We start from the raw sequence: 25,642 nt of genomic DNA, 5'->3' as shown, positions 1-25,642 counted from the left end.
TGGTCAACTAATCCCGGACACGACGTTAAGTTTTTCCTCGGCCTGAGCTGGCGCCAGCCCACCGTTGAACTGATGCGGCCGAATCCAGTTGTACCGATACATCAAAAAATGGCTGATATCGCGCTGTGCTTCCTGCGCAGTTCTATAGCCTAAGGTCGGTATCCATTCAGTTTTCAAACTCCGGAACACCCGCTCCATCGGCGCATTGTCCCAGCAATTTCCCCGGCGACTCATGCTCTGACGTATGCGGTATCGCCACAACCGCTGGCGAAATAAGCGGCTTGCATATTGCGACCCTTGGTCGGTGTGGAACAGCAGATCCGAAGGCCTGCCACGCTGCTCGTAGGCCATATCCAGGGCCCGGATCACGAGTTCGGCGTCCGGCTTTTCCGACAGTGCCCAGCCCACTATCCGGCGCGTGCAGAGATCCAGAACGACAGCCAAGTAGTGCCACTTTCCTTGTGCCCAAATATAGGTGATGTCACCGCACCAGACCTGATTAGGAGCTGGCACATCAAACTCACGGTTCAAGGTATTCGGGATATCGAGTCTTTCTACTGTCGCTCGTTTATAGGCATGTGAGCCGGGTTGTTTACTGACTAAATCAAGCTCGCGCATCAAACTGCGCACTTTGAATCGACCGAGTTGCTCACCATCTTCACGCATCAGTGACAGGATGCTGCGACTGCCCGCAGCGCTGCGACTTTGCGAGAACAGCTCACTGACCCGGCTACGCAACCGAAGCCGTTCAACATCGGGAGTGCGGCGCCGCAGGCGCTGGGCGTAGTAGCACGAGCGGGTGACTTCAAACACCTTACACAGCCAATCAACCGGCTCATGGGCACTCAACTGATCAATCAGCGCAAACGCTCGTGATCTTCCGACATCAAGAGCGCGGTAGCCTTTTTTAGTATGGATTTTTCTCGCTCAAGCCGAGCGATCCGGGCTTCCAGTTCCTGAATTTTCTGCTGCTCTGGGGTCAGCGCCTTGCTCTGCGGAGTGACGCCTTGGTGCTCTTTCTGAACCTGGTCAACCCAGCGGCGCAGCGCTGACTCACCAATGCCGAGTGAGCGGCTGGCTTCGATGTAGCTGTAGTTTTGCTTGAGCACGAGGTCAGCAGCCTCGCGTTTGAATTCAGCAGTAAAGGAGCGGCGTTGTTTGGTCATCTGACACCTCGATCTGGCGAGCATTCTCGCCTAAATGGGTGTCCGGTTTCATTAGACCACTACACGCTGTAACTGATCATTCCGATCAGCACGAAGGCGCGAGTGCTCAGCACCCGCCCTACTAGGGTATGAGCGTTGGCAAAAATGATAATCAAGGCTGCGCCAATTGTCGGGATCAAGGCATGCAACCCGGGGAATGAGGTGGTACTGTCGAAGGTAAATATGGCGTAAAGAATTAACGAAGTACCGAGCATTGTTGCTGCTTGATTAATGGCTTTCGGGCCATTCTCCAAGCGAGGCCGCCAGGAAAAATAAAAGGCGATGAAGGAGCCCACCAATAACTCCCATGCACGGGCATGCAATAGATAAAAAGATGCGGAGGATTCATGGGTCGCACCGTGTTCGGAAATGACCAGGCTCATCATTGCACCGATCATCAGAATGGCGACGATCCTTTTTCGACCCAGTCCCCAAGCGGCCATCAGGATCAGTGGGAAGACCAGGTAATACTGCTCTTCCACCGCGAGGGTCCAGGTATGCAGTAACGGTTTCAGCTCCGAGGTCACATCGAAATATCCACTCTCGCGCCAGAACAGCACGTTAGACGAAAATGTTGGCACCGCGATTAAACTCTTGGCAAAAAACTTGAAGTTCAGGGGGTCAAGCCATACCCAGGCCATGGGCAGGCAAGTGAGCATCACTACGAATAATGAAGGTAATATCCGCCGTGCTCGGCGTTCATAAAAGTTTACCAGCGAAAATTTACCAGCCAGCATCTCGGCCAAAATGATCGACGTAATCAAATATCCAGAAATCACGAAGAACACATCGACACCGATAAAGCCGCCGGAAAATAACTGAAAGCCTGCATGGAAAAGAATAACGGGGACGACCGCCATCGTGCGCAGTCCGTCGATTTCTGGGCGGTAGTTCAAGGCCGGGTTGTGAATAGTGCTCATGATGAGTCGACTCTTCCACGTTGAGTTTAGGTATTAAAACTTGATTCATGCATGAGGACGTTCATGTCGAGTGAGCGTGCACAAAAAACGCGCAGGCAAATGCTACCGCCAGACGCAAAACGCCTAAGGGGGCGGCGAGGATAGATAGCCAGTGCACTGACGCCCCTTCAGCGCTGCGTGCCAAAGCCCACTACAGAGCCCTGATCTACACAGTCATTTGAACGGAATCTGAACGTTGCTGTGTTCAAGCGGTGGTGTTGTTTTATTGGGGGGCACGGTAGCTCTCTGCCGGGTCATTTTTTCCATTGGGTCTGAGGACACCCAAACGATGATAGCTCAGATTTTCATCATGACTAGCCCGCTCCTTTATCGACAGGGGGAGTCCATTCCCTCGCCCATCAGCAGCATACGGGGGCCGTAACCGTCCAGACAACACGCTTACATTGGCCTCTGCCTGTTGATAATAGGTTTGATTACAAACACGTCCTGGACGTGACTTTTTGGTAGAGCCGAAATCAAATGAGTATTCGGCAATCAGGTAAACGATTTTATCTAGCGTCGTGTTTAAACAGCTTGCAACGTGTGCGGCATAACGCCTCGATCTCGCTCATTTTCTGCGTCGGCAGCTGCGTCAGTATGTCCTTCAAGCACTCGAACAGATCATGCCCATCGAGCTTGGCCGACTAGATCAAACTCATCAGCGTGGGGGGTTGTTACCTATGGGTACCGTGCCGTCATCGAGAAGGCCTTATCCGGTACCCACTGTCAAAAACCGCAACATACTTGAGGCGCCAGCGCGGGTAAGCATCAGGCGCGACTCGGTGGTCAGACGTGCCATGCGAACTATGCTCGTCTCAGAGTGGAACAGTTGTCGCGAAATTAAACGCAGCCAGGGTTGGGCCAGGCATTAACGAAGTTAACAATAAGGTTTAACTGTTTGATTTAAATAAGTATTACTAATCTGGCACGCTACGTGTATTGGACATCTCCAACTAAAAAACAAAAAGCACCGTGGGAGGTTCGACGTTGATGAAGAGAAAACTCCGAGCAGGCATGACGAGCGGTTTGCTGGCGATGGCCGCTTGCGTCGCTCTGCATTCGCCTCCAAGCATGGCGGCACGTGATGCCCAAGGCATCCTCAGGGAAACGTGTCAGGGCTGTCACACGCCTGAGGCCGATAAAGGCCTGAGCCGCATCAGCCACCAGCGTAAAACGCCGGAAGGCTGGCTGATGAGCATTGCGCGCATGCAGACCATGCATAAGCTGCAGATCAGCGACGAAGACCGTCGCACGCTGGTCAAGTACCTCGCTGACACTCAGGGCCTGGCGCCCAGCGAGACGGATGGCGTGCGTTATGCGCTCGAACGCCGACTCAATACCGTCGAGCACTTTGATGATCAGTTCAGCCAGATGTGTGGCCGCTGTCACTCCGGTGCCCGCGTTGCGTTGCAACGGCGTCCGGCGGAGGAGTGGGAGCGTCTGGTGAACTTCCACCTGGGGCAATGGCCTTCACTGGAATATCAGGCGCTGGCCCGTGACCGTGACTGGTTCGATATTGCCCGCAAAGACATGGTGCCACTGCTGGCCAAAAAGTATCCGCTGGAAAACAAGGCCTGGACGGACTGGCTAAAAGCCCGGCCGCACGCAGATGCGCTGGTCGGAGAGTGGAGTTTTAGTGGTCAATTGCCCGGCAAGGGTGAATTGTCGGGAACCATGAGCGTCAGCGCCGATGGCAGTGACCAGTTCAAGGTTGCGGTCAAAGGTCAGTACACGGACGGTAGCCCGTTCAATGGTGACGGCAGCGCGATTCTCTATAACGGTTACGAATGGCGCGGCAACCTGAAAATCGATGGTGTGGCCATGCGTCAGGTGTTTGCGGCCAAAGACGGCGAACTGCAAGGGCTGATGTTCGAGACCGCGCATGATGAGCGTGGGCTTGACTTCATTGCGGCCAGACAGGGTTCCTCTCGTTTGCTCGCGGTGCAACCGGGGTATCTGAAAGCAGGCAGTGAAACCGAGGTCAGCTTGATCGGCAGCGGCCTTAAAGGCACGCCAGACTTTGGTCCTGGGGTTCAGATTGTCGAAGTCCTGGAGCAAACTCCGGAACGCCTGCGGTTCAAGCTCAAGGCGGCAGACAGTGCTAAACCCGGCGTTCGGCAAGTCACGCTGGGCGTACTCAAGGGCGTGACCCTGGCGGTTTATCAACGCATTGACCAGGTCAAGGTTGTGCCCGAGTTCTCAGTGGCGCGCATCGGCGAGAACGGCGGCTCTACGCCGAAGGTTCAGGGCCGCTTCGATGCCGAGGCCTGGGGCAAGGGTGCTGACGGCAAGCCTTACCGGATTGGCGTGTTCCCGGCGCAGTGGAAGGTCGAGCCGTTCGACGACCGTGCCAAAGAGGACGAAGACGTCAAGTTCGCCGGCAGCATGCAAGCCGACACCGGTGTGTTCACGCCGGGCGGTGCGGGACCTAACCCCGAGCGCAAAATGTCGACCAATAACGCTGGCAACCTCAAGGTCATCGCGGCCGTGGATGATGCCGGTAAATCGTTGACCGGTGAAGGCCACATGATCGTCACCGTGCAGCGTTGGAACAATCCACCCATTCCCTGATCCGGTGTCGCGTCTGGCTGCTCAGGTCGGGCAAAACCAAAGGTTGAGGCATTGTTCAGGAATGACCGGGATTCTCCCCGCAACGGAGGGTTCCAGAGGAGGTTGCAATGGGCGTTATTTTGAATCTGGTCGAACGAAATCTGCATGAAGTGCATGTCGATTCCGACCGTATGCTGTTCCATATTCCCAGCAGTTCCCTGTTTGCCAGCGATGAGCTGACCGGCAGTATCATTGATACCTTGCGTGGCGAAGGCTGCTCATCAGACGATCTGATATCGCAGTTGGCCAACCGCTACGGTGGCGAAGAAGTTACCGAGACCCTGCGTGAGTTGATGGCCCTGGAACTGGTCAGCGATGGTTCGCCACTGACCCCGGACATCGGGGTCAAACGGGTTGAACGCACGGCGATCAATACCGTGGTCTTGAACGTCAACACCGGCTGTAACCTGAGTTGTACCTATTGCTATAAAGAAGACCTCGACAAGCCGTCTGAAGGCAAAAAGATGGACGTCGCAACGGCAGTGGCATCGGTTGAGATGTTGCTCAAGGAATCCCCTGACGAAGAGCGCTACACGGTGGTGTTCTTTGGCGGTGAGCCACTGAGCAATCGAAAACTGCTCGAATACATGGTTGATTACTGTGAGAAACGCTTCTCTGAAGCCGGCAAAATGGTCGAGTTTGTGATGACCACTAACGCCACGCTGCTCACTGAAGAAATTGTCGATTACCTGAACGCCCATCGCTTCGGTCTGTCGGTCAGCATCGACGGCCCCAAGACTGTCCATGACCGCAACCGCATCACCGTTGGCGGGCAGGGTACTTACGACGTGGTTCGACGCAAGGCGCAAATGCTCCTGTCGCGTTACAACAGCCGTCCGGTCGGTGCACGGGTAACCCTGACCAAGGGCGTCACCGACGTCGAGACGATTTGGGATCACTTGTTCAACGAGATGGGTTTCGCCGAAGTCGGCTTCGCCCCGGTGACCTCCGGCGACATCAGCACTTACAACCTGTCCAGCGAGGAACTGATCGAAGTTTTCGCCAGCATGAAGGCTCTGGGTAGACGCTATCTGGAAGCTGCGCTGATCCATCGCAATATTGGATTCTCCAACCTGCATCAGTTGATCACCGACATCCATGAGGGGCACAAGAAAGCCCTGCCATGTGGCGCGGGCTTGAAGATGCTGGCCGTAGACCATAAGGGCGAGTTGAACCTGTGCCACCGGTTTACCGGCTCAACGCTGCCGACATTCGGCAACGTTCACACCGGGGTCAAACAGGTGGAGTTGAACGACTTCCTGTCCCAGCGCCTGGACCGCACCAATACGGGGTGTGAAGACTGCCGCATTCGTAACTTGTGCTCGGGCGGCTGCTACCACGAAAGCTATGCCCGTTATGGCGACCCGGCTCATCCGACGTATCACTACTGCGAACTGATGCGCGATTGGGTCGACTTCGGTATCGAAGTCTATACCCGGATCATGGCGGTCAATCCTGCGTTCATTACCAGCTATATCACTCCGCGGAAGGCGCATTGATATGAAACATCTCAAAGCAATCAACAATAAAGCCCTGAAGCTTGAACAGGCTGCGGCAGAGAACCGCATCGAAGAAGTGGTGGCCATGAGTTCGGTCGCCGGTTGTGCCTCGACCACTGACCCAGGCTGGGAAATCGACGCATTTGGGGGGGTGTCGTCGCTCTGCCAACCCATGGAAGCAGACCTCTATGGCTGTTCCGATCCATGTTGGTGGCCTGCCCAGGTGCCCGACATGATGAGTACCTATCCCGACTGGAACAAGGATGCGCAAGCCTCCAACGACAGCTGGCGCAATCTTGGAACAGTGTTCCCGGACGACAAATAAAAAATCGGACAGATGAACATGAGGGATATCAGCATGCTTCGCTCAGGCACCTGCGGCCTTGCCGCTTTCGCCATCCTTGGCACCTGTTCATTATCGGCCCTTGCCGATACGAACCCGACACTCGATCCCGGCCATGAGTACATGGTCACGACCAATTACCCGAACAACCTGCACGTCATCGACCTGCAGACCGACACCCTGTACAAGACCTGCACGTTGCCGGATGCCTTTGGTCCGGGCACCGTTCAGTTATCGCCGGACCACAAGATTGCCTACGTGCTGAATAACCACTATGCCGATGTCTATGGCGTTGAACTGGACAGCTGCAAGCAAGTCTTTCATGCCAGCATCACCCAGAAATCGGGTGAGAAAGCGCGGTCGATGTTCGCGTTCACGGTCAGTCACGATGGCAGGGAGCTTTACACCGTTGCCAACCCGACATTGATGCTCAAAGACCGCTATGAAGTGCAGCAGCCGCGCCTGGACATCTACGCCACCGATGCCGGCATGGACGCTAAGCCGGTACGCAGTTTTCCAGCCCCGCGCCAGCTGACCATCATGCAGAGTGGCGATGACGGCACTTTGTATGTGGCCGGTGCGGATGTCTACAAGGTCAACGTGAAAACCGGCAAGTTCGACGTGTTGATCCCCAGTCGGCACTGGACGCGTCCGTTGTACAGCCCGCCAGACGTGTTGTATGTGTGGAACCAGCAGACCTACAGGCATGATTTTGCGCTGCTCTACACCACTGCCAGGTTCAAGGACAAAAAAGAGGACCCGGCCACGGCCGACCTGCTTTATGGCTTGTTCAGCGTTGACCTGAAAACCGGCAAGACTGAAACCACGGACTTTGGCCCTTTGACCGAGATCTACTTCAGCGGCATGCGCTCGCCCAAAGATCCGAACCTGATGTACGGCGTGCTCAACCGGTTGGCCAAGTACGACATCAAGCAGAAAAAGCTGGTCACAGCAGCCAGTCTGGATCACTCCTACTACTGCATTTCCTTCAACAAGGCGGGCAGCAAGATCTACCTGGCCGGCACCTTCAATGATGTGGCGATCTTCGATGCCGACAGCCTGAAACCCTTGGGGAAAATCAAATTGCCCGGGGGAGACATGGCAATTACCACTGCGCAGATATTCATTCGCTAAACGCTCTCTGATCAAGCGCCACTCAAAAAACCGCAGTCCGGAAAAGGCTGCGGTTTTTTCGTCTCTAATCGGATTAAAGTGTGCACTGTGAAATGCCCCGGAACCTAAGGGGCATGCCTGTACTCCCACCTACACTGATTGAAAACTGGCAGGAGACACTCGATATGAAGATTCTGATGGTGCTTACGTCCCATGACAAACTCGGCGATACGGGCGAAAAAACCGGTTTCTGGCTTGAGGAGTTTGTTGCGCCGTACTACGTTTTTTTAGATGCAGGTGCAACGGTCACAGTGGCGTCCCCCAAAGGCGGTCGGCCCCCTCTGGACCCGAAAAGTGACGCCCCGGACGGTCAGACCGAAACGACTGAGCGCTTCAAAAAAGATTCGGCTGCGCAGCAGGTACTGGCCAGCACAGTCAAGCTGGCCGATGTGCAGGCCAGTGGTTTTGACGCAATCTTCTATCCGGGTGGTCATGGCCCCTTGTGGGACCTTGCCGAAGATCCGAAGTCCATCGCCTTGATCGAGGCGTTCTACAGTGCCGGTAAGCCAGTCGGTTCGGTCTGTCACGCGCCGGGTGTACTTCGCCACGCGAAGGTCAATGGCGAGTCGATTGTCAAAGGCAAGCGCGTAGCAGGGTTCAGCAACAGCGAGGAGGCGGCTGTCGGTCTTACCCACGTCGTGCCGTTCCTGGTAGAAGATGAACTCAAGCGCCTCGGTGGTCATTATGAAAAAGTCCCGGACTGGCAAGTTCTGGCGATCACCGACGGCTTGTTGGTGACTGGCCAAAACCCGGCGTCTTCAAGTGCTGCGGCAAAGGCGTTGTTGAAGCTTCTGGTTTGACGGTGTTAAGCCTCCGGCAGCTCCGCGCCCGGCAGTGTTAAACTTCCCGGTACTTCACACGCGGGGAAATGGCTGTGCGCAGATTGTCCATAATGGTTGCGGTTTTGATGTTGGCGGGATGCGGTGCAGGCGAGCCGGATAAGCCAGCCAAGGTGCAGGCACCTGCCGTCGCGCAGGTCGCCGTGCCACAGTGGGATGTTCTGGTGGCAGAACCCAAAGCGGTCAGCGACCTGACAGACAGGCTCATCGAGCACGGGTTTCCTTCTTTTGTCGCGGTCCGGGACGGCAAGGAGCGAGTACTGCTGGGGCCGTTTAACTCAAGAGCGGAAGCCGAAGAAAAACGCGCCCAACTGGCAATGAAGATGAGCTACGCGGCTTCAGTGGTTGACCATCCGCAGTGAGCCTGTGGACGGCAGCAGGTGCAGCGCGACACCCTGCACGGGGGTGTGTTATCACCCTCGGTTCGATGTACTGATAAATAATGGAGGGGTTTTATGGACGAAGTACAGCGGTTAGGCGAGTTGTTGAGCGCCAATCAACGCAATGAAGAACACAAGCATCAGCAGTTCCACGCTGATCTGGCACATTGGGAATCGAGCATTCTCAAGCTGTACGAACAGATTGAAGGCTGGATGGCCCCCCTCAAAAACAGCGGGCAGATGGTGTTCGAATACGAGCCGCACCTTGCGCAAAGCAAGGGTTATCCGGATGAGAATTCGCCATTCCGCACGCAACGTATGACGCTGTCATTTGCGTCCCGTCAGGTGGTATTTGTACCCGATGCCATGGGCCCCAAAGGCCAGGTCTCGATTGCCGCGAGCGGCCTCAGTGTGCATGCTCAGGAACAGATTTCCCTGACCCTCACCCCGCCTGCGGAACAGTGGATGATGAACAAACGCATCGGCGTGAAGGAATCGGAAACCCTTCCGTTCACAGCGGATGGCTTTGCCAGACAGCTGCAGACGCTGGTCCCTCAGCACCCGGCTTAATGCAAATGGGTGCTGCCCTCTACGCAACGCGATCGCGCTGCGTAGGACGATGGGGCAGAGTCTCCCATCAAGCGGGCTTTGCACCTGGTTTCAGATCAAGAGCGACGCCCAAGCAGTAAGCCCACTACCAGGCCCAGCCCGGCAGAGAGGGCGACGGTCTGCCATGGGTGACCACCGATGTAGTGTTCGGTGGCGTCGACCACGGGTTTGGTGCGTTCACGCACGTTGGAGACTGAATGCAGGGCTTGTTTAAGCTTCAGGCTCAGCTGTGCACGCAGTGTTTCAGCGTCGTCGCCTACCAGCGTTGCGCTGTCCTTGAGCAATTTGTCTGATTCTTCTATCAGCGCCTGCAGCTCACTGAATGCCTGATCCTTGATTTGCTCGGCGGTGTTTTGCTCGGCGGTTTTACGGGCCATGGTTTCTTCCTTTCAATTGATGACAACAGTGAGCAATGGAGTCTCCGGCGGGTGGAAAAGTTGCAGTCTTTTTCGCGTTCATCGGCTAAGTGGACAAACATTACCGGGTCAGAAACTTCCCACAGCAGTGTAAGATACAGTCGATTTTTAGCCACAGGTGATCTGTATGAGCTTCAACCTGGCCAACCGGCCCGTCGCTGAGCGCGCAGCGCTTGAAGATGAAAAATCCAGACTGTTCGATCTCTGGCAAAACAACTTGGGCAAGGCCAAAGGCGATGCTGGCCGACTGGTGGGTGAAAAATCCAAGCGCAAGGGTAAATGGGCCGAATGGGTTCGTTCGGAACTCGACGGCATGTCCCCGCCTGAATACGCCAACATGGTGCGCAGCGAAATAAACCGTTTGATGGCGGCCGCCAAGTAGAGATCGGCTGAGGCAGCCTCAAAATAGCTCGGCGATTGCGTCCCTGACCTTGATGACTGCGGGGTCAAGCAAGGCGCTGGCGCACCAGCCGAGCTCTTTCGCGCGCATCAAGGCTGGCGTGCGCTTCATTAATGAGTAATCACCAGTTGCCGTAGACCGATTGAGGCAGGCTCAGGGTGCCACTGTCGCTGAAGCGCATGGTCCCGAACAGGCCACCTGCCAGCTTGCCGTGGAGCACGTAAGGCAGGTTGTCCAGGCTCTGGGTTTGTGTCAGCCCCAGTGCCTGGCGCAGTGCAGCGAAGGCCGACACACTGACGGGCACCACCAGCACGGTCTCGGAGAAGCCGGGTAGGGAGCCTTGCTGATCGCTGACGCCTGAGGCCAGCTGTCTGCCGTTGATGTCTAGCTCCAGGGCGACACCGCTGTAATTGATCACCTCTTCGTTAGGGTTTTGCAGACGAAGTTTGACCGCAAAGCGTAGTTCCAAATCCTGACCTTGCAGCGGTTCAATGCCGACTACGTTTATGTTTAGCGGGTCGCGGTGAGGGAATAGCGCGCAGGCGCTCATAGTCAGAATCAACAGCGAAGTGAGCAGGGCGCGGATCAGGCGTGACGGCATCAGTGACGCTCCAGTTAGCAAGGCACAATAGCAAGTCGTTGAACTCGTTCTTTGCAGCTTGAGGGTTCAACTGTGCGACCGCGTAAGGGGCCAGAGGTTCGTTTTACGCTGGTGGTTCCGAGCCCTGAAACACCTTGAGCTGGCTTTTTGTGCGTCGGCCCCTAAGATGGCCGGCAATAAAGCCGTAAACACCCCAGAGTGTCCAGGGACGGCTCGCAAGGACAGGCAATCATTCATGTCGGAAAAAGACACCATCTCTATGCAACTGGTGCGCGAAGCACTGTTGCAGAGTTGTGCGCCAGGGGCAGCCACTGCCGAGGTGTTGAGCAAGGTGGGGATTGCACCCGCTTTGCTTGGACAAGCCAATGCACGGGTACCGGCGACGGCGTATGCACGGTTGTGGCGCTTGCTGGCGCGGCGTCTGGACGATGAGTTTTTTGGCATGGACCCACGGCGTCTGAGGTCGGGCAGTCTTGAGTTCCTGTGCCGTTCGTCCATGGCTCAGTTGACGGTGGCAGCGGGGCTTGAATCGGGCTTGAGCTTTCTATCCTTGATGCTGGAGGACTTGCAGGCGGGATTGGTGCGTCAGCAGAGCCTTGCGGAAATTGTCCTAGATGAGTTCGACGGGCCACCGAAGCGGGCGTTTACGTATTTCACTTACTGGATGATCGTCCACGGCGTCGCCTGCTGGCTGGCGGGGCGACGGATTCCGATACTGGCCATCGAACTGCGATGCGCGGAGCCGGACTTCTGTGAAGATTACAACGTGATGTTTTCCGAAAACCTGCGCTTTGACCGGCCCAGGACTCGGATGATTTTCGCAGCTGACTGCCTGGACCTGCCGATTAAACGCAGTGCCGAGGAGCTCAAGCGATTTTTGGCCCGCGCCCCGGCCAATATCCTAGTGAAATACCGCGACCCGGAAAGCTTCGCCAGTCGGATCAAAAACGACTTGCGCCTGCTGCCCGCCGAGCACTGGCCGGAAACCGAGGCCTTGGCCCAGACATTGTGCATGTCGGCATCGACCCTGCGTCGGCGCTTGGCTGAAGAGGGTCAGACCTATCAAGCGATTAAAGACAGTGTGCGCAAGGAACTGGCGATTGTCTGGCTGGCCGACGCCGAGGTCAGCTTCGCCGACATCGCCGAGCGTCTGGGCTTCGCGGACACCAGTTCGTTCTACAAGGCGTTCCGCAAATGGTCAGGTTCGAACCCAGGGCATTATCGGAGTTTGATCCTGGGCGTGTGAGCAGGGGCTGTGAGCGCGGGTGTCAGGCGTCTGAGTCAAGCGATTCACATTGGCCAAACCAGTCACTCAACTTGATAGCTTTGACCATTGCCCGCGTTCGTCCTCGGGGTGATTATTCTTGCGACTTTTCTTACGGTTCCAAGAATAAAAGACCGAGGATGAAATGCGCGAATACACACACGCTGCCAACACATTTGATTATCAAACTACCTGCAATGCCACGCTCCAGGGCGAGTTGACGGGGCTCAATGCCTGCGTTGAGTGCTGTGATCGTCATGCCTTGCCTGGGCGCATCGCGTTGTTCTGGGAAGGTCGCCAGGGTGCCAGCGCGACGTATACCTTCATGGAATTACAGGAAAAAGCCGGGCGTTTCGCCAACTTCCTCAAGGCCCAGGGCGTAAAGCCTGGCGATACCGTCGCCGGCTTATTGCCGCGCACGGTCGAGTTGCTGATCGTGGTGTTGGGCACCTGGCGGGTCGGTGCCGTGTATCAGCCGATGTTCACGGCCTTTGGTCCCAAAGCCATCGAACATCGCCTGCACTGCTCGGGCGCGGCGCTGGTGGTCACTGACGGCGATAACCGTCACAAACTGACGGACGTGCCGAATTGCCCGTTGATCGTCACCGTGGGTGGCGCCAAGGGGGAGGGTATCGTACGGGGTGATTTCAGTTTCTGGGCCGAAGTGGAGTGCCATCCTGCGGCGTGCGAGCCGGTGATTCTGCCCGCGGATGCACCATTCCTGCTGATGTGCACCTCTGGCACTACCGGCCCGGCGAAACCGCTGGCGGTACCCTTGCGGGCAATTGTTGCGTTTCAGGGGTACATGCGCGATGCCATCGACCTGCGCCCGGAAGATGCATTCTGGAACGTGGCCGACCCAGGCTGGGCTTATGGCCTCTATTACGCAGTCATCGGTCCGTTGGCGTTGGGTCATCCGACGACCTTCTATGATGGTCCGTTCACGGTCCAAAGCACCTGCCAGATCATCCGTAAATACGGGATTACCAACCTCGCGGGTTCACCCACTGCGTTTCGTCTGTTGATCAGCGCCGGTGCCGAGTTCGCTAAACCGATCAAGGGCCAATTGCGCGTGGTGAGCAGCGCCGGGGAACCGCTCAATCCTGAAGTGATCCGCTGGTTTGCCGAAAACCTCGACGTCACCATTCATGACCATTATGGGCAGACCGAGCTGGGCATGGTGCTGTGCAACCATCACGGCCTGGAACACCCGGTAAGAATGGGCTCGGCAGGCTTTGCGGTGCCGGGGCATCGGATTGTGGTGTTGGGCGAAGACGCTGAAGAGCTGCCCGCCGGGCAACCAGGGATTCTCGCTGTGGATCGCGAGCAATCGCCGCTGTGCTGGTTCGACGGTTACAAGGGCATGAAAACCAGCGCTTTCGTTGGCAAGTACTACTTGAGCGGCGACACCGTAGAGTTGAACGATGATGGCAGCATCAGCTTCGTCGGCCGCAGTGATGATGTGATCACGACCTCCGGCTACCGGGTGGGACCTTTCGATGTTGAAAGCGCGCTGATTGAGCATCCAGCCGTGATGGAGGCGGCGGTCATCGGCAAGCCGGATCCGGAGCGTACCGAACTGGTGAAAGCCTTTGTTGTGCTGACTCAGCACTACCGCGCCGATCCGCAATTGGCCGAAGAGCTTCGCCTGTATGTACGCCAGCGTCTGGCCGCGCATGCCTATCCACGGGAAATCGAGTTCGTCAGCGAGCTGCCTAAAACCCCGAGTGGCAAGCTCCAGCGCTTTATTTTGCGCAATCAGGAAATCGCCAAAGCCCAGGCTGATCAAGCCGCCCCTCATACCGCGTGATTCAAGGAATTTTATGCAGATCCAAGACAAGGTGTTTCTGGTCAGTGGCGGCGCCTCTGGCCTCGGTGCAGCCACCGCGCAGATGCTGGTCGCGGCGGGTGCGAAGGTTATGTTGGTGGACATGAATGCAGAGGCCGTTGCTGCTCAGGCTGAAAAGCTTGGCGCACAGGCGCGTTGGTCAGTCGCCGATGTCAGCCAGGAAGCCCCTGCACAAGCGGCCGTTCATGCGGCGGTGGAAGCCTTTGGTGGGCTGCACGGGCTGGTCAATTGCGCCGGCGTGGTCGGCGCTGAAAAAATCCTCGGCAAGAATGGCCCGCATGGGCTGGACAGTTTCAGTCGGGTGATCGGCGTCAACTTGATCGGCAGCTTTAATCTGCTGCGCTTGGCGGCGGCGGCCATCGCTGAGACTGAGGCGGGCGAGGGTGGCGAACGCGGGGTCATCATCAATACTGCGTCGGCGGCCGCCTACGACGGGCAGATCGGCCAGGCCGCTTATGCGGCGTCCAAAGGCGCCATCGTCAGCCTGACCTTGCCTGCCGCCCGCGAACTGGCGCGTTTCGGTATCCGCGTGATGACCATCGCCCCCGGTATTTTCGAAACACCGATGATGGCTGGCATGACTCCGCAAGTGCGTGATTCGCTGGCGGCGGGTGTGCCGTTTCCACCGCGTCTGGGCAAGCCCGAAGAGTTCGCTGCGCTGGTTCGGCATATTATTGAAAACAGCATGCTCAATGGCGAGGTGATCCGTCTCGACGGTGCCTTGCGTATGGCAGCCAAGTAGCTGAGGAGTTAGTAATGACCATTCAAGATCCGATTGTAATCGTCAGTGCCGTGCGCACCCCAATGGGTGCCTTCCAGGGCGAATTTAAAAGCCTGACCGCGCCACAATTGGGCGCTGCAGCCATTCGTGCCGCTGTCGAACGCGCCGCTGTTGCGCCGCAGGATGTGGAAGAAGTGCTGTTCGGCTGTGTGCTCTCGGCAGGGCTGGGGCAGGCGCCTGCCCGGCAAGCGGCATTGGGCGCCGGGCTGAGCACGTCGACGGTGTGCACCACGCTGAACAAAATGTGCGGTTCGGGCATGCAGGCGACGATTCTGGCCCATGACCTGCTGCTCGCCGGCAGCGCGAAAGTCGTGGTCGCTGGCGGTATGGAAAGCATGTCCAACTCACCGTATCTGCTGGACCGGGCGCGTAGCGGTTATCGCATGGGTCATGGCCGGGTGATCGACCATATGTTCCTTGATGGCCTCGAAGATGCCTACGACAAGGGCCGGCTAATGGGCACCTTCGCCGAGGACTGCGCCGAAACCAATGGTTTTAGCCGCGAAGCGCAGGACGACTTTGCCATTAATTCCCTGAAACGGGCGCAACACGCGATCAGCAGCGGCAGTTTTGCAGCCGAAATCGTCCCGGTGCAGGTCACGGTGGGTAAGGAGCAACGGCTGATCAGCGACGATGAGCAACCGCCCAAGGCCCGTCTGGACAAGATCCCTACCTTGAAACCGGCATTCCGCGAAGGCGGCACGGTGACGGCGGCCAACTCCAGCTCGATCTCCGACGGTGCTGCGGCGCTGATGCTGATGCGTCAATCAGAAGCACTGGCACGTGGGCTCAAGCCGCTGGCGGTGATCCGTGGCCATGCAGCTTTCGCTGACGAGCCTGGGTTGTTCCCGACTGCGCCAGTGGGCGCGATCAAAAAACTGATGGGCAAGACCGGTTGGTCGCTGGACGAAGTGGACCTGTTCGAAGTCAATGAAGCGTTCGCGGTGGTCGCGCTGGTGACCATGAGCACGCTGGAACTGCCCCACAGCAAAGTGAACGTCCATGGTGGCGCCTGCGCCCTGGGTCATCCAATTGGCGCCTCGGGGGCGCGGATTCTGGTGACGCTGCTGTCGGCCCTGCGCCAAAAAGGCCTGCACCGTGGCGTAGCCGCCGTGTGTATCGGCGGCGGTGAAGCGACAGCCATTGCGGTCGAATGCCTGTACTGAGACGGTTAACGAGGAAAAGTCATGCTACCCACAGAAGAACAACAGCAGATCAGCGACGCGGCCCGTCAGTTCGCCCAGGAGCGCCTCAGGCCGTTCGCCGCGCAATGGGATCGCGAGCATTCGTTTCCGCGCCAGGCCATCGGCGAGATGGCTGAGCTGGGTTTCTTCGGCATGCTGGTGCCCGAACAATGGGGTGGCTGCGATACGGGCTATCTGGCTTATGCCATGGCTCTGGAAGAGATCGCGGCCGGCGATGGCGCCTGCTCGACCATCATGAGCGTGCACAATTCGGTGGGCTGCGTGCCGATTCTCAAATTCGGTAACGATCAGCAGAAAGAGCGCTTTCTTCGGCCTTTGGCCAGCGGTGCCATGCTCGGAGCCTTTGCCCTGACTGAGCCTCAGGCCGGTTCCGACGCCAGCAGCCTGCGCACCCGCGCCCGGCGTGAAGGCGATCATTACGTGCTCAACGGCTGCAAGCAGTTCATCACCTCCGGGCAAAACGCGGGGGTGGTGATCGTGTTCGCCGTGACCGACCCCAGTGCGGGGAAACGTGGGATCAGCGCCTTTATCGTGCCGACCGACTCGCCCGGTTATAAGGTCGCGAGGGTCGAGGACAAGCTCGGTCAGCACGCCTCTGACACCTGCCAGATTCTGTTTGAAGACGTTAAGGTCCCGGTCGAACAGCGTCTGGGCGAAGAAGGTGAAGGCTACAAAATCGCGCTGGCGAACCTTGAGGGCGGGCGCGTCGGCATCGCATCGCAATCGGTTGGCATGGCTCGTGCCGCATTTGAAGTCGCGCGTGATTACGCCAAGGAGCGTGAAAGTTTTGGCAAGTCACTGATCGAACACCAGGCCGTGGCGTTCCGGCTGGCTGACATGGCGACTTCAATCGCCGTTGCACGGCAAATGGTGCATTACGCAGCAGCCCTGCGTGACAGTGGCAAACCGGCGCTGGTTGAAGCCTCCATGGCCAAGTTGTTCGCCTCGGAAATGGCCGAAAAAGTGTGCTCCAGCGCGCTGCAAACACTGGGTGGCTATGGTTACCTCAGTGATTTCCCGCTAGAACGTATTTACCGCGACGTCCGTGTCTGTCAGATTTATGAAGGCACCAGTGACATTCAGAGAATGGTTATCTCTAGAAGTCTTTAGTGTTATTTTTCAGGTAGTTGCATTCGAATGTTGATGTGTTTTGTGTAATGTGACATTTCCTTTCATTTATAAAATTAAGGATAGATATCAATGGGTTATGAAACTATTTTAATGGAAATCCGAGGTCGCGTCGGATTGATCACCCTGAACCGTCCGCAGGCGTTGAACGCCCTTAATGCGCAGTTGGTCAGTGAATTGAACCAGGCGCTGGACGTGTTGGACGCCAATCGCGATATCGGCTGTATTGTGCTGACAGGCTCGAAAAAAGCCTTCGCCGCTGGCGCTGATATCAAGGAAATGGTTGAGCTGACCTACCCGCAGATTTACCTGGATGACCTGTTTTCGGACAGCGACCGTGTCGCCAGTCGACGTAAACCGATGATCGCGGCCGTAGCTGGTTTTGCGTTAGGCGGCGGCTGTGAGCTGGCGCTGATGTGCGATTTCATTTTGGCGGGCGATAATGCGAAATTCGGCCAGCCGGAGATTAAGCTGGGCGTTCTGCCGGGCATGGGCGGTACTCAACGTCTGACGCGCGCCGTGGGCAAGGCCAAGGCAATGGAAATGTGCCTCAGCGGGCGTCTGATCGATGCCGTGGAAGCCGAGCGCTCGGGGCTGGTAGCGCGAGTATTGCCGGTCGATGACCTGCTGGACGAAGCGCTGAAAGTGGCCGCTGAAATCGCCGCCAAATCCTTGCCTGTTGCGATGATGGTCAAGGAAAGCGTCAACCGTGCCTTTGAAGTCAGTCTGTCTGAAGGCATCCGTTTCGAGCGCCGGGTATTCCATGCGGCCTTCGCTACACAGGATCAGAAAGAAGGCATGGCGGCATTCATCGAAAAACGTGAGCCTCTGTTCGAGGGGCGTTAATCGCCCTCTGTGCGGCTAAGGCCGGCTCAACCATTGGAACAGGGCACTCAAGTCGGCGGCTGCAGATGCTGGCGAGGGTGGCGCAGGCTCCGCGGTGGCTTTTGGGCTGCTGAAAGCTAGAAGCTGCTGCGATGTCCAGTTCTGCTGGAAGTACTGCGACAGCAACTGGCAGGAGCCGGGGTGCACCAGGCACAGCCGTTGTGGGGTTTTTCTGTACTCCACAGCCAACTGCTGAAGTTGTTCCTGGTCCAGGCCTAGAAACCCTCGGTGATCGGTCTTGCCGTCGAATAGAAAATGCTGCGGCGCCAGGCGTGCCAGATTCTTCAGGCTGGGAGCGTCCATGCGCACGATGTACCAGATTCGATGTGCCAAGGGTTGCCCAAGCAGGCCTGGCTCCTCGGTCAGGCGCAGGTCGAGGCCAGGCAGTGAAGGTTGTCCGTAGGGCGACCGGTCTTCGCGACACACAGCGGTGCCCGGGATCGGCGCGTCCTGAAACCGTTCAAGGGCTTGATCCGAACCCCTGGAGAGGCTTTGTGGGCCTGTCACCTGGATACTCTCACGTTGCAGCACAATTCGGGTTTGATGGGTGTCAAGCATCAGCGTATGGCCGGCATCAGCGTGCAGTGTCTGGCCAGCACTTAAATGAATGCGTTCTGACACCGGTTCCAGAGGGTGACCGTCAACTCGGATCCGCGTTGGTTGCACCTGCGTATCGGTGGCTTCTGCCGGGTGGCCGCAGATTACTGGCCGATCCGGGTCGTTGTCGAAATAACGCACCTGCATGTGCGAACCCCCGGTTAATTCAGACAAGTTGCTGTCATTCGGTTTGCCGTGACTGGCCAGTGGCACCCAACATCTGATGTCGGCATGCCAGTGAAACCTGACCTGAATCTGGCCGTGTTCATCGCGCTGAACAGGGTGCTCATCAACGCCGACCAACGTGACCGTCTGCCCACCAGGAATATGCGGTTTGCAGTGTTTGAGCTGCGGCCGAAAAGTCTGGGTCCAGGGGATAGCCCGAAAGTGGTTGCGATAGCCTTGACTGAAGGGCGCGATCCCGGCACCCGGCATAACCCCGGGAGGATGATCCGTGGCTTCCCACCATTTCCTGTCAGAGGCCGGGTCATGATCGAATATCGCAGCGATATCGAGCGGGTCGAAGCCGTTCAGCAGCTGCAGTTGTTTGCCCGCATGGTGGACTTCAGTCAGTAGCCACTGATCATTGAACAGGTTGTCGGGGTGAGCAAACACCTGCTGAATCTGGCCACTGACCAGCGTGGGTTGATTACTTTGACCGTGTACCAGGCGTCTTTCGCAACGCAAGCGCTCCAGTGTGCGCTCGCTCAGTTGCCTTATTCGGGCGTCTTCAGGGGTCGATTGATCGACACGGCGAAAGGACTCGCAAGGCTGATTGACGGCAGGGTCACTGGCTGGCGCAAAACTGATGTTGTCTCCCGGCATTATTAAGGGTTGATCGATGGGGGCAGGGCCCTGGCTGCTGTAGCTGGGTGGAATGGAAAAACGTTTGGCCATATGGCTTATCGTCGCCGGGCACGCAGCGCGGCCGTCGTTCATATGGAACCGGATCGGCGTTGGCTGTTCGGGAAAGCTGCCCGGATCATCGGAAAAAATCAGCACGTGGTCGCTATGGCGGTGTTCGAAGCGGTAGTGGATGCCTTCCTCTTCGCACAAGCGTTGCAGCAGATGCAGGTCGTTTTCGTCGTATTGAACACATATCGACCGTGGCGGATACAGGCCTATCATGTGCTCGAAGCGATAGCTGTCACCGTCGATGCCATGTTCTTCAAGGAGTTGAACGATGATCTGCGGCGCGCTCAATGCCTGAAAAATTCGCCGATGACTGCGCTGCAGCAGCACGTGCATCCTGGGCGCCAGATGAACGCGGTAATGGCTCAAACTGGTACCCGCGTAGAGCAGGCTGGCGCCAGCGATCAGCCCATGAATACCTTTGTTGTCGACGCTATTGTTCAGTGCGTCGAAGGACAGATAGGCGCTGCGTGAGAGCAGTGGGCCGAAGTCCAGGTGCGGGTTTGGGCTGATCAGGTCAATGTCGAAACGATAGGGTTCATTCAAGGCTTCGTGGCCCTTGAAACTGATGACCTGTAGCGCCAGCTCGCAATGGGCGATGGTCAGGGTCGTCAGGGTTCTATTGTCTCGGCTCATCCGCGCATCCTCGGTCTTAAAGCATCAAGGGTGCAGAGGGTACGGAATGCCGGCAACGAAAGTCATCGTTAAGCCATTTTTCGGAAAAGGACTACAACTCAAGTATCGGTCTTACAGGTGCAAGCCCGTGTTTTCCTGTCCAGGATCAAGCTCGTTCGATCAATGACTCGATTGCGGGGGTTTCATCTGGCGTTATCGCGTATAAAATACCCTTCATTTTTCAGCGTTATGCCGCCTCAGCTGTCAGCTGCCTGCTGACAGAGAGGGGCAGTAAACAGTCACGGATCAAGAGAACAAGCATGGGCGCACAGTGGAAGGTCAAGCATAAAGAAGCAGCATCCAACGCTAAAGGGCGGATTTTTGGCAAGCTGTCCAAGGAAATCATGATCGCTGCGCGTGCTGGCGCTGATCCTGACATGAACCCGCGCCTGCGACTGGTTGTCGAGCAGGCGAAAAAGGCCTCGATGCCTCGCGAAACCCTCGAGCGCGCTATCAAAAAAGGTGCTGGCTTGCTGGGTGAAGGCGTGACGTTCGAGCGTCTGACCTACGAAGGTTTTGCGCCGCACCATGTCCCGGTGATCATCGAGTGCCTGACGGACAACATCAACCGTACGGTCTCGGAAATCCGCGTGTTGTTCCGTAAAGGGCAACTGGGGGCCGCCGGTTCTGTTTCCTGGGACTTCAATCATCAGGGCCTGATCGAGGCTGTTCCTGCCACGCCGGATGCGGATGCCGAGTTAGCGGCCATCGAGGCAGGTGCTCAGGATTTCGAACCCGGAGAAGACGGCGCCACCCTGTTCCTCACCGAGCTGACCGATCTGGATGCCGTTTGCAAGGCGCTGCCTGAGTTCGGCTTTGTCGTGCAGTCCGCACAGTTGGGTTATCGCCCAAAAAGCACCGTTGATGGCCTGAGCGACGAGCAAATGGCGGAAGTCGAAGCGTTTCTTGAAGCCATCGATGGCCATGACGATGTGCAGAATGTGTATGTAGGGTTGGCAGGCTAACCCGTTGAATCGGTTTGCCTGAGACACTCTCTTCAGGCAAGCCTGCTCCCGGCACAGCGGTGAGCAAGCTTGTCTGTGTCCTCCGCCCGAGCTTAGCGCGAGGTCGGTTCCTGAATCACCGCGTGTGCTATCAGTTCCTGATGGATAAACGCGCTAATCATCGCCCTGTAAACTTGCTCGGTCACTGCCGGGTTGGCGCCCAGCTCCACGGATAGCGAAACCACCTTGGCGATGACCTGCTCGACCCTTTGCGGGGCTTTTACGTCATCGGTGGTTTTCTTGAAATGGGCCGCCTGTTCTACATAGGTCCCGCGCTTGGCCAAAAGCGCGACGATGTCGCGATCAATCTGATCAATGTTTTCGCGTACCTGATCGATGCTTTCGCAGTCGACAATCCCGCTGGGGGCTTGCTCATTCATGTTAATTGATCTCGATAAGGTAAATCCGGGCCGACCTTGGTGCAGGTCAGCGCCGCCGCAGCGACGGCGAAGTTGAGCATTGCGTCGATAAGCGCTCTGGACAGCTGTTCCAGTCCGCTTGGGCTATCAAGTTGCCGTTCGCTGAGAAAGGTGATCAGTGCGGCCTGGAACGTGTCGCCTGCGCCCACGGTATCGGCAGTGACGACTTCATGGGCGGGTACCGACCAGTTTCCATGCTGGCGAGTGAAGACGCTGGCGCCTTTGCTGCCTCGGGTGAGGAAGACCAGTTGGCAACGTTTGATCAACCAGCTCTGGGCAATGCTGTGTGGGTCGCGATCCGGGTAAAGCAGGTTCAGGTCTTCATCGCTGACCTTGATGATGTGGGCATGCTCGGCAAAGGCGCTGATCTGTTCTCGCCAGCGCTCGATATCGGGTTCAGGATTGAGGCGCACGTTGGGGTCAAGTGTGATCAGACGCTGGTTGCTTTCACGTTCGATCAGCGCCAACAGCGTGTCGGCAATGGGTTGCACCACCAGCGAGAACGAACCGATGTGAATACCGCGCACGCGCTCATCCAGCGCTGGTAGGTGCTGAACTTGCAATTGCCGGTCCGCGCACCCTTCACCGCGAAAGCTTTAGTGCGGCGAGCCGTCGGCGCCCACGGCAACCATCGCCAAGGTGGTGGGGGCGTCGAAGTCGATCAGATAGTCGGGTTGCACACCTTCCTCGTCGAGTACTGTGCGTAGCCGACGGCCCAGATAATCGGTGGAAATCCCTGCAAAAAAAGCCGTATCAACGCCCAGGCGGCGCAGGCCCACCGCGACGTTGAATGGCGAGCCACCGGCAATGGCCTGAAAGCCCACTTTGTTGCTTTGCCCGTTGTTGTCTGGCTGGCTGAAAAAATCGAACAGCGCTTCGCCACAGACTAAAAACATAGATGCTCCACGGCCTTAAAGTGCCCGTAAATAATGACGATAGCGGTCGTAGACCTGCTGATAAGCAATGACATTCTCGGGGATTGGTCGGGTTTCGCTGCTCGCGTCGAGGCCCACGCAGCGCTGACACAATGCCTGCAAGCTCTGACTTTGTCCGTTTTCTGCGGACCAGCACCATGCTGCCTGAATGGCCGCGCCGAGTGCTGCGGCTTCACTGTGTTCGGTGCAGATAACCGGGGTGTCCATGACATCCGCGACGATTTGCCTCCAGATCGCGCTTTTAGCGCCGCCGCCGATCAAGCGGACCGTCTCACTCTTGATGCCATTGGCGCGCAGCAGGTCCAGGCCGTAGCGCAAACCAAAGGTGGTGCCTTCGACCACTGCACGGCACAGGTTGGCCTGGCTCAGGTTGGTGCTGTTGAGCCCCAGAATACTGCCGGTGGCATGGGGCAGGGCGGGTACACGTTCGCCATTGAGGAAGGGCAGCATCAGCACCCCTTCGGCACCGATCGGCGCTTGGGCTATCGCGCGGTTGAAGCTGTCGATGTCCAAGGAAAACAGTTCGCGAATGGCGCTGGTGGCATTGGTCAGGTTCATGGTGCAAATCAATGGCAACCAACCACCGGAGGAAGAACAGAAGGTCGCCACCGAGGCTTGGTCGCTGACCTGTGGCTGGTCCGCATAGGCGTAGACAGTGCCCGAGGAGCCCAGACTCATGGTGATCGAGCCGGGTTGGATATTGCCGGTGCCGATGGCGCCCATCATGTTATCGCCACCACCACTGGCGACAATAGCGTCTGGGTTTAGCCCGAGTAGTTGGGCGATTTGCGGACGAATCGTGCCCACGGCTTGCTGCGCGTCGATCAGCTGAGGCAAGGCGCGGCTCAAGCGGCCACTGGGGTCGATATGTTCGAGTAGCGCCACGTCCCAACTACGGGTGCGCACGTTGAAATAACCAGTGCCGGAGGCGTCGCCGAATTCGCTGCAACAACGTCCGGTCAGCCAGTAGTTGAGGTAGTCATGGGGCAGCAATATCTTGTCGATGCGTACGGAAAACTCAGGATAGTGCTCCAGGGTCCACAGCAGCTTTGAGACCGTGTAACCCGGTGCAATGGCAACACCGAGGCGCGCGAGAGAGCCGGCTTCTCCGCCGAGATAGTCCAGTAGTCGATTGTTTTCCGGGGTGGATTCGGTGTCGCACCACAGTTTGGCCGGGCGTAACACTTCGCCCTGTTGATCCAGTAGAACCAGGCCGTGTTGCTGCCCGGAAACACTGATTGCCTGGATCTGTGAGCCGCTGATGCCGGCCTCCGCGAGCGCATCACGGGTGGCCTGTTCGAACGCCGCGAGCCATTGCTGCACATCCTGCTCGCGCCGACCATTGGCCGCACTGATCAGACGGTGCGGCGCGGCGCCTTGGCCAAGCACGTTGCCGCTTACTGCATCAAGCACAATGGCCTTGGTGCCTTGGGTTCCGCAATCAATACCGAGAAACATGCTCACCTCAGACGGATTTGGCCAGCAGATTTTCCAGGGTCTTGCGGACGCCCAGTTCACGCAAGCTGTTGAGGTTATGTTCGAACGCGGCGACGAACTCGGCGGACCGTGGAATTGCTGTGCCAAAGATTTCTACAACCTCGAGCAAACGCTGAGTGATCAAGACATCGTCGACGACCAAGGCCTGACAGAATTCTGTCCTGGGGTCGACGATGGGATACGTGTTGCCGGCTTCATCCACTCCCTTGAGGTATATGGCCCAGGCCGCCACCACCAGAGACGCACGGTCGAGGTTGCCTTTATCAAGAATCAGGCGGTTGATGGTCGGCACGGTGAACTTGGGAAACTTCGATGAGCCGTCGGAGCAAACCCGTGCCAACTGATCGGCAATCGCCTGATTGGAGAAGCGCTCGATCAAGGTGTCCTTGTAGCCTTCCAGGTCGATCCCGGGCACCGAAGCCAATTGTGGCGTGACATCCAGGTCCATGTAGGCGCGTACGAATTGCACGTACAGCGGATCGTTCATGGTCTCGTGGACGAAGCGATAGCCCTGCAAAAAGCCCAGATAGGTCAGTGCCAGATGACTGCCGTTGAGCAACTTGATTTTCATCTCTTCGTAGGGCGTCACGTTGTTGGTGAACTGCACACCGACCTTTTCCCAGGCTGGGCGGCCGCTGACGAAGTTATCCTCCAGCACCCATTGCACAAACGGTTCGCAGACCACCGGCCAGGCATCATCGACACCGTATTCATCGTGCAACTGGAGTCGCTGAGCGGTGGTGGTCATGGGGGTGATGCGGTCGACCATTGCGTTGGGGAAGCTGACGTTGGCGGCAATCCAGTCGTGCAGATCGGCATCGCGCAGGGCAGCGAAAGCCAGCAACGCCTTGCGTGCGACGCTGCCGTTATGTGGCAGGTTATCGCAAGACATTACGGTGAAGGCTGGAAGGGCGTTCGCGCGGCGTGTTGCCAGGGCCGCGCAGAGCAGGCCGAACACGGTCTTCGGCGAAGTCGGGTACGCAAGATCATGTTGAATCTGCGGCAAGTGCGCCATGAATTGGCCGTTGCTGTCGTCGATGCAGTAGCCACCTTCGGTGATCGTCAGTGAAACGATCCGAATCTCAGGGCTGGCCAACTTGTCGATCAACGCCTGCACGCCATCTTCAGCCAGTAACATGTTGCTGATGGAACCGATAATGCGGGTTTCAGTGTCGTCGGTATCGCCGAGTTCACAGAGCGTGTAGAGGTAGTCTTGCTCGGCTAGGGCGTCACGTACTGCGCGATCTTCCGGGCGCAGGCCAATCCCGCAGATACTCCAGTCGAGGTCTTCGCCGAGGTTCATCAGCGCGTCGGTGTAGAACGCCTGATGTGCGCGGTGAAAACCACCAACACCGATGTGGGCGATCCCCTGGCGAGTGTCGGCCGGGCTGTAGAGCGGGCGAGCGACGGTGGCGGGGAGCTGTGAAAGGTTCTGCTTGTTCAGTTTCATGAGGGTG

General features: G+C 57.4%; 22 protein-coding genes and 2 pseudogenes. 15 read left to right on the top strand and 9 right to left on the bottom strand.

Annotation, left to right across the window (positions count from 1 at the left end; translation table 11 throughout):
- Positions 1–3: 3 nt before the first annotated feature.
- Together RGU44_RS07705 and RGU44_RS07700 are read right to left on the bottom strand one after the other, a co-directional pair.
- Positions 4–1,166, bottom strand: a protein-coding gene (locus RGU44_RS07705; protein ID WP_322215723.1) for an IS3 family transposase whose coding sequence is annotated in 2 segments (ribosomal slippage) — positions 4–911 and positions 911–1,166 — 1,164 coding nt in all. Because the reading frame shifts where the segments join, the coding sequence is not laid out codon by codon here.
- Positions 1,167–1,231: 65 nt separating this feature from the next.
- A pseudogene (locus RGU44_RS07700) lies at positions 1,232–2,125 on the bottom strand (acyltransferase family protein); the annotation flags it as partial.
- Between the two features lie 1,029 nt (positions 2,126–3,154).
- Between RGU44_RS07700 and peaA the strand changes: the two are divergent.
- The 7 genes from peaA to RGU44_RS07660 all read left to right on the top strand — a co-directional run bounded on the left by peaA (position 3,155) and on the right by RGU44_RS07660 (position 9,578).
- On the top strand, positions 3,155–4,735 hold the full coding sequence (gene peaA / locus RGU44_RS07690) for a quinohemoprotein amine dehydrogenase subunit alpha (RefSeq protein ID WP_322216519.1): 1,581 nt from the start codon (positions 3,155–3,157) through the stop codon (positions 4,733–4,735).
- 107 nt (positions 4,736–4,842) lie between these two features.
- Entirely contained in the window at positions 4,843–6,273 is a 1,431-nt protein-coding gene (peaB, locus tag RGU44_RS07685; RefSeq protein ID WP_322179111.1) for a quinohemoprotein amine dehydrogenase maturation protein, read from the top strand.
- Position 6,274: 1 nt separating this feature from the next.
- Positions 6,275–6,598 (top strand): quinohemoprotein amine dehydrogenase subunit gamma, encoded by a 324-nt coding sequence (gene qhpC / locus RGU44_RS07680; protein ID WP_219059831.1) that lies wholly within the window; start codon positions 6,275–6,277, stop codon positions 6,596–6,598.
- 33 nt (positions 6,599–6,631) lie between these two features.
- Positions 6,632–7,750 carry a quinohemoprotein amine dehydrogenase subunit beta gene (peaD, locus tag RGU44_RS07675; protein WP_322179112.1) on the top strand — a complete coding sequence of 373 codons (1,119 nt, stop codon included), beginning with the start codon at positions 6,632–6,634 and terminating at the stop codon, positions 7,748–7,750.
- Between the two features lie 164 nt (positions 7,751–7,914).
- Entirely contained in the window at positions 7,915–8,589 is a 675-nt protein-coding gene (locus tag RGU44_RS07670) for a type 1 glutamine amidotransferase domain-containing protein (protein WP_322216517.1), read from the top strand.
- A 74-nt stretch (positions 8,590–8,663) separates the two neighbouring features.
- A complete protein-coding gene (locus RGU44_RS07665; protein WP_407074639.1) occupies positions 8,664–8,990 on the top strand; it encodes an SPOR domain-containing protein in 327 nt (108 codons plus the stop codon).
- 93 nt (positions 8,991–9,083) lie between these two features.
- The gene (locus RGU44_RS07660) at positions 9,084–9,578 is read left to right on the top strand and encodes a hypothetical protein (RefSeq protein ID WP_322179115.1); all 495 of its coding nucleotides are present in this window, start codon (positions 9,084–9,086) and stop codon (positions 9,576–9,578) included.
- Positions 9,579–9,673: 95 nt separating this feature from the next.
- Here RGU44_RS07660 and RGU44_RS07655 read toward each other — a convergent pair whose 3' ends face one another.
- The gene (locus tag RGU44_RS07655) at positions 9,674–9,994 is read right to left on the bottom strand and encodes a DUF883 family protein (RefSeq protein WP_322179116.1); all 321 of its coding nucleotides are present in this window, start codon (positions 9,992–9,994) and stop codon (positions 9,674–9,676) included.
- 166 nt (positions 9,995–10,160) lie between these two features.
- On the opposite strand from RGU44_RS07655, the gene RGU44_RS07650 reads away from it, so the two are divergent.
- Positions 10,161–10,415 carry a hypothetical protein gene (locus tag RGU44_RS07650; protein WP_219059824.1) on the top strand — a complete coding sequence of 85 codons (255 nt, stop codon included), beginning with the start codon at positions 10,161–10,163 and terminating at the stop codon, positions 10,413–10,415.
- A gap of 139 nt (positions 10,416–10,554) precedes the next feature.
- On the opposite strand, the gene RGU44_RS07645 is transcribed toward RGU44_RS07650, so the two are convergent.
- Positions 10,555–11,034, bottom strand: a complete 480-nt coding sequence (locus RGU44_RS07645) for an LEA type 2 family protein (protein WP_322179117.1) — start codon at positions 11,032–11,034, stop codon at positions 10,555–10,557.
- 235 nt (positions 11,035–11,269) lie between these two features.
- On the opposite strand from RGU44_RS07645, the gene RGU44_RS07640 reads away from it, so the two are divergent.
- The 6 genes from RGU44_RS07640 (at position 11,270) to RGU44_RS07615 (ending at position 18,107) form a co-directional block, all read left to right on the top strand.
- The gene (locus RGU44_RS07640; protein WP_322216514.1) at positions 11,270–12,280 is read left to right on the top strand and encodes an AraC family transcriptional regulator; all 1,011 of its coding nucleotides are present in this window, start codon (positions 11,270–11,272) and stop codon (positions 12,278–12,280) included.
- Positions 12,281–12,443: 163 nt separating this feature from the next.
- The gene (locus RGU44_RS07635; protein ID WP_322179119.1) at positions 12,444–14,108 is read left to right on the top strand and encodes an AMP-binding protein; all 1,665 of its coding nucleotides are present in this window, start codon (positions 12,444–12,446) and stop codon (positions 14,106–14,108) included.
- A gap of 13 nt (positions 14,109–14,121) precedes the next feature.
- Positions 14,122–14,889, top strand: a complete 768-nt coding sequence (locus RGU44_RS07630; RefSeq protein ID WP_322179120.1) for an SDR family NAD(P)-dependent oxidoreductase — start codon at positions 14,122–14,124, stop codon at positions 14,887–14,889.
- Positions 14,890–14,903: 14 nt separating this feature from the next.
- Entirely contained in the window at positions 14,904–16,094 is a 1,191-nt protein-coding gene (locus RGU44_RS07625) for an acetyl-CoA C-acyltransferase (RefSeq protein ID WP_322179121.1), read from the top strand.
- Positions 16,095–16,115: 21 nt separating this feature from the next.
- Positions 16,116–17,243: an acyl-CoA dehydrogenase gene (locus tag RGU44_RS07620; RefSeq protein ID WP_322179122.1), complete on the top strand. Its 1,128-nt coding sequence runs from the start codon at positions 16,116–16,118 to the stop codon at positions 17,241–17,243.
- A gap of 90 nt (positions 17,244–17,333) precedes the next feature.
- Positions 17,334–18,107, top strand: a complete 774-nt coding sequence (locus RGU44_RS07615; RefSeq protein ID WP_322179123.1) for an enoyl-CoA hydratase — start codon at positions 17,334–17,336, stop codon at positions 18,105–18,107.
- Between the two features lie 15 nt (positions 18,108–18,122).
- On the opposite strand, the gene RGU44_RS07610 is transcribed toward RGU44_RS07615, so the two are convergent.
- On the bottom strand, positions 18,123–20,291 hold the full coding sequence (locus RGU44_RS07610; RefSeq protein ID WP_322179124.1) for a type VI secretion system Vgr family protein: 2,169 nt from the start codon (positions 20,289–20,291) through the stop codon (positions 18,123–18,125).
- 299 nt (positions 20,292–20,590) lie between these two features.
- Here RGU44_RS07610 and RGU44_RS07605 point away from each other — a divergent pair, with 299 nt between their 5' ends.
- Entirely contained in the window at positions 20,591–21,295 is a 705-nt protein-coding gene (locus RGU44_RS07605; protein WP_322179125.1) for a YebC/PmpR family DNA-binding transcriptional regulator, read from the top strand.
- Positions 21,296–21,387: 92 nt separating this feature from the next.
- Here the strand turns inward: RGU44_RS07605 and RGU44_RS07600 are convergent, their stop codons facing one another.
- The 4 genes and pseudogenes from RGU44_RS07600 to RGU44_RS07585 form a co-directional block, all read right to left on the bottom strand.
- Positions 21,388–21,714, bottom strand: a complete 327-nt coding sequence (locus RGU44_RS07600; RefSeq protein WP_322179126.1) for a chorismate mutase — start codon at positions 21,712–21,714, stop codon at positions 21,388–21,390.
- Positions 21,711–22,649: pseudogene (locus tag RGU44_RS07595) on the bottom strand (carbohydrate kinase family protein). The gene RGU44_RS07600 and the pseudogene RGU44_RS07595 overlap by 4 nt, the downstream one beginning before the upstream one ends.
- Before the next feature lie 15 nt (positions 22,650–22,664).
- Positions 22,665–24,146, bottom strand: a complete 1,482-nt coding sequence (xylB, locus tag RGU44_RS07590) for a xylulokinase (RefSeq protein WP_322179128.1) — start codon at positions 24,144–24,146, stop codon at positions 22,665–22,667.
- 7 nt (positions 24,147–24,153) lie between these two features.
- A complete protein-coding gene (locus RGU44_RS07585; RefSeq protein WP_322179129.1) occupies positions 24,154–25,635 on the bottom strand; it encodes a mannitol dehydrogenase family protein in 1,482 nt (493 codons plus the stop codon).
- Positions 25,636–25,642: the final 7 nt, after the last annotated feature.

Origin of the sequence: Pseudomonas sp. 5C2, assembly GCF_034314155.1 — a bacterium.
In the GTDB taxonomy this organism is placed as follows: Bacteria; Pseudomonadota; Gammaproteobacteria; order Pseudomonadales; family Pseudomonadaceae; genus Aquipseudomonas.
This window is presented reverse-complemented; position numbering and strand designations above follow the sequence as displayed.

What these genes read in the sequence shown, in the direction of transcription:
- peaA (WP_322216519.1), top strand. Translation starts at nt 3,155, where the DNA reads ATGAAGAGAAAACTCCGAGCAGGCATGACGAGCGGTTTGCTGGCGATG.
- peaB (WP_322179111.1), top strand. Translation starts at nt 4,843, where the DNA reads ATGGGCGTTATTTTGAATCTGGTCGAACGAAATCTGCATGAAGTGCAT.
- qhpC (WP_219059831.1), top strand. Translation starts at nt 6,275, where the DNA reads ATGAAACATCTCAAAGCAATCAACAATAAAGCCCTGAAGCTTGAACAG.
- peaD (WP_322179112.1), top strand. Translation starts at nt 6,632, where the DNA reads ATGCTTCGCTCAGGCACCTGCGGCCTTGCCGCTTTCGCCATCCTTGGC.
- RGU44_RS07670 (WP_322216517.1), top strand. Translation starts at nt 7,915, where the DNA reads ATGAAGATTCTGATGGTGCTTACGTCCCATGACAAACTCGGCGATACG.
- RGU44_RS07660 (WP_322179115.1), top strand. Translation starts at nt 9,084, where the DNA reads ATGGACGAAGTACAGCGGTTAGGCGAGTTGTTGAGCGCCAATCAACGC.
- RGU44_RS07655 (WP_322179116.1), bottom strand. Translation starts at nt 9,994, where the DNA reads ATGGCCCGTAAAACCGCCGAGCAAAACACCGCCGAGCAAATCAAGGAT.
- RGU44_RS07650 (WP_219059824.1), top strand. Translation starts at nt 10,161, where the DNA reads ATGAGCTTCAACCTGGCCAACCGGCCCGTCGCTGAGCGCGCAGCGCTT.
- RGU44_RS07645 (WP_322179117.1), bottom strand. Translation starts at nt 11,034, where the DNA reads ATGCCGTCACGCCTGATCCGCGCCCTGCTCACTTCGCTGTTGATTCTG.
- RGU44_RS07640 (WP_322216514.1), top strand. Translation starts at nt 11,270, where the DNA reads ATGTCGGAAAAAGACACCATCTCTATGCAACTGGTGCGCGAAGCACTG.
- RGU44_RS07635 (WP_322179119.1), top strand. Translation starts at nt 12,444, where the DNA reads ATGCGCGAATACACACACGCTGCCAACACATTTGATTATCAAACTACC.
- RGU44_RS07630 (WP_322179120.1), top strand. Translation starts at nt 14,122, where the DNA reads ATGCAGATCCAAGACAAGGTGTTTCTGGTCAGTGGCGGCGCCTCTGGC.
- RGU44_RS07625 (WP_322179121.1), top strand. Translation starts at nt 14,904, where the DNA reads ATGACCATTCAAGATCCGATTGTAATCGTCAGTGCCGTGCGCACCCCA.
- RGU44_RS07620 (WP_322179122.1), top strand. Translation starts at nt 16,116, where the DNA reads ATGCTACCCACAGAAGAACAACAGCAGATCAGCGACGCGGCCCGTCAG.
- RGU44_RS07615 (WP_322179123.1), top strand. Translation starts at nt 17,334, where the DNA reads ATGGGTTATGAAACTATTTTAATGGAAATCCGAGGTCGCGTCGGATTG.
- RGU44_RS07610 (WP_322179124.1), bottom strand. Translation starts at nt 20,291, where the DNA reads ATGAGCCGAGACAATAGAACCCTGACGACCCTGACCATCGCCCATTGC.
- RGU44_RS07605 (WP_322179125.1), top strand. Translation starts at nt 20,591, where the DNA reads ATGGGCGCACAGTGGAAGGTCAAGCATAAAGAAGCAGCATCCAACGCT.
- RGU44_RS07600 (WP_322179126.1), bottom strand. Translation starts at nt 21,714, where the DNA reads ATGAATGAGCAAGCCCCCAGCGGGATTGTCGACTGCGAAAGCATCGAT.
- xylB (WP_322179128.1), bottom strand. Translation starts at nt 24,146, where the DNA reads ATGTTTCTCGGTATTGATTGCGGAACCCAAGGCACCAAGGCCATTGTG.
- RGU44_RS07585 (WP_322179129.1), bottom strand. Translation starts at nt 25,635, where the DNA reads ATGAAACTGAACAAGCAGAACCTTTCACAGCTCCCCGCCACCGTCGCT.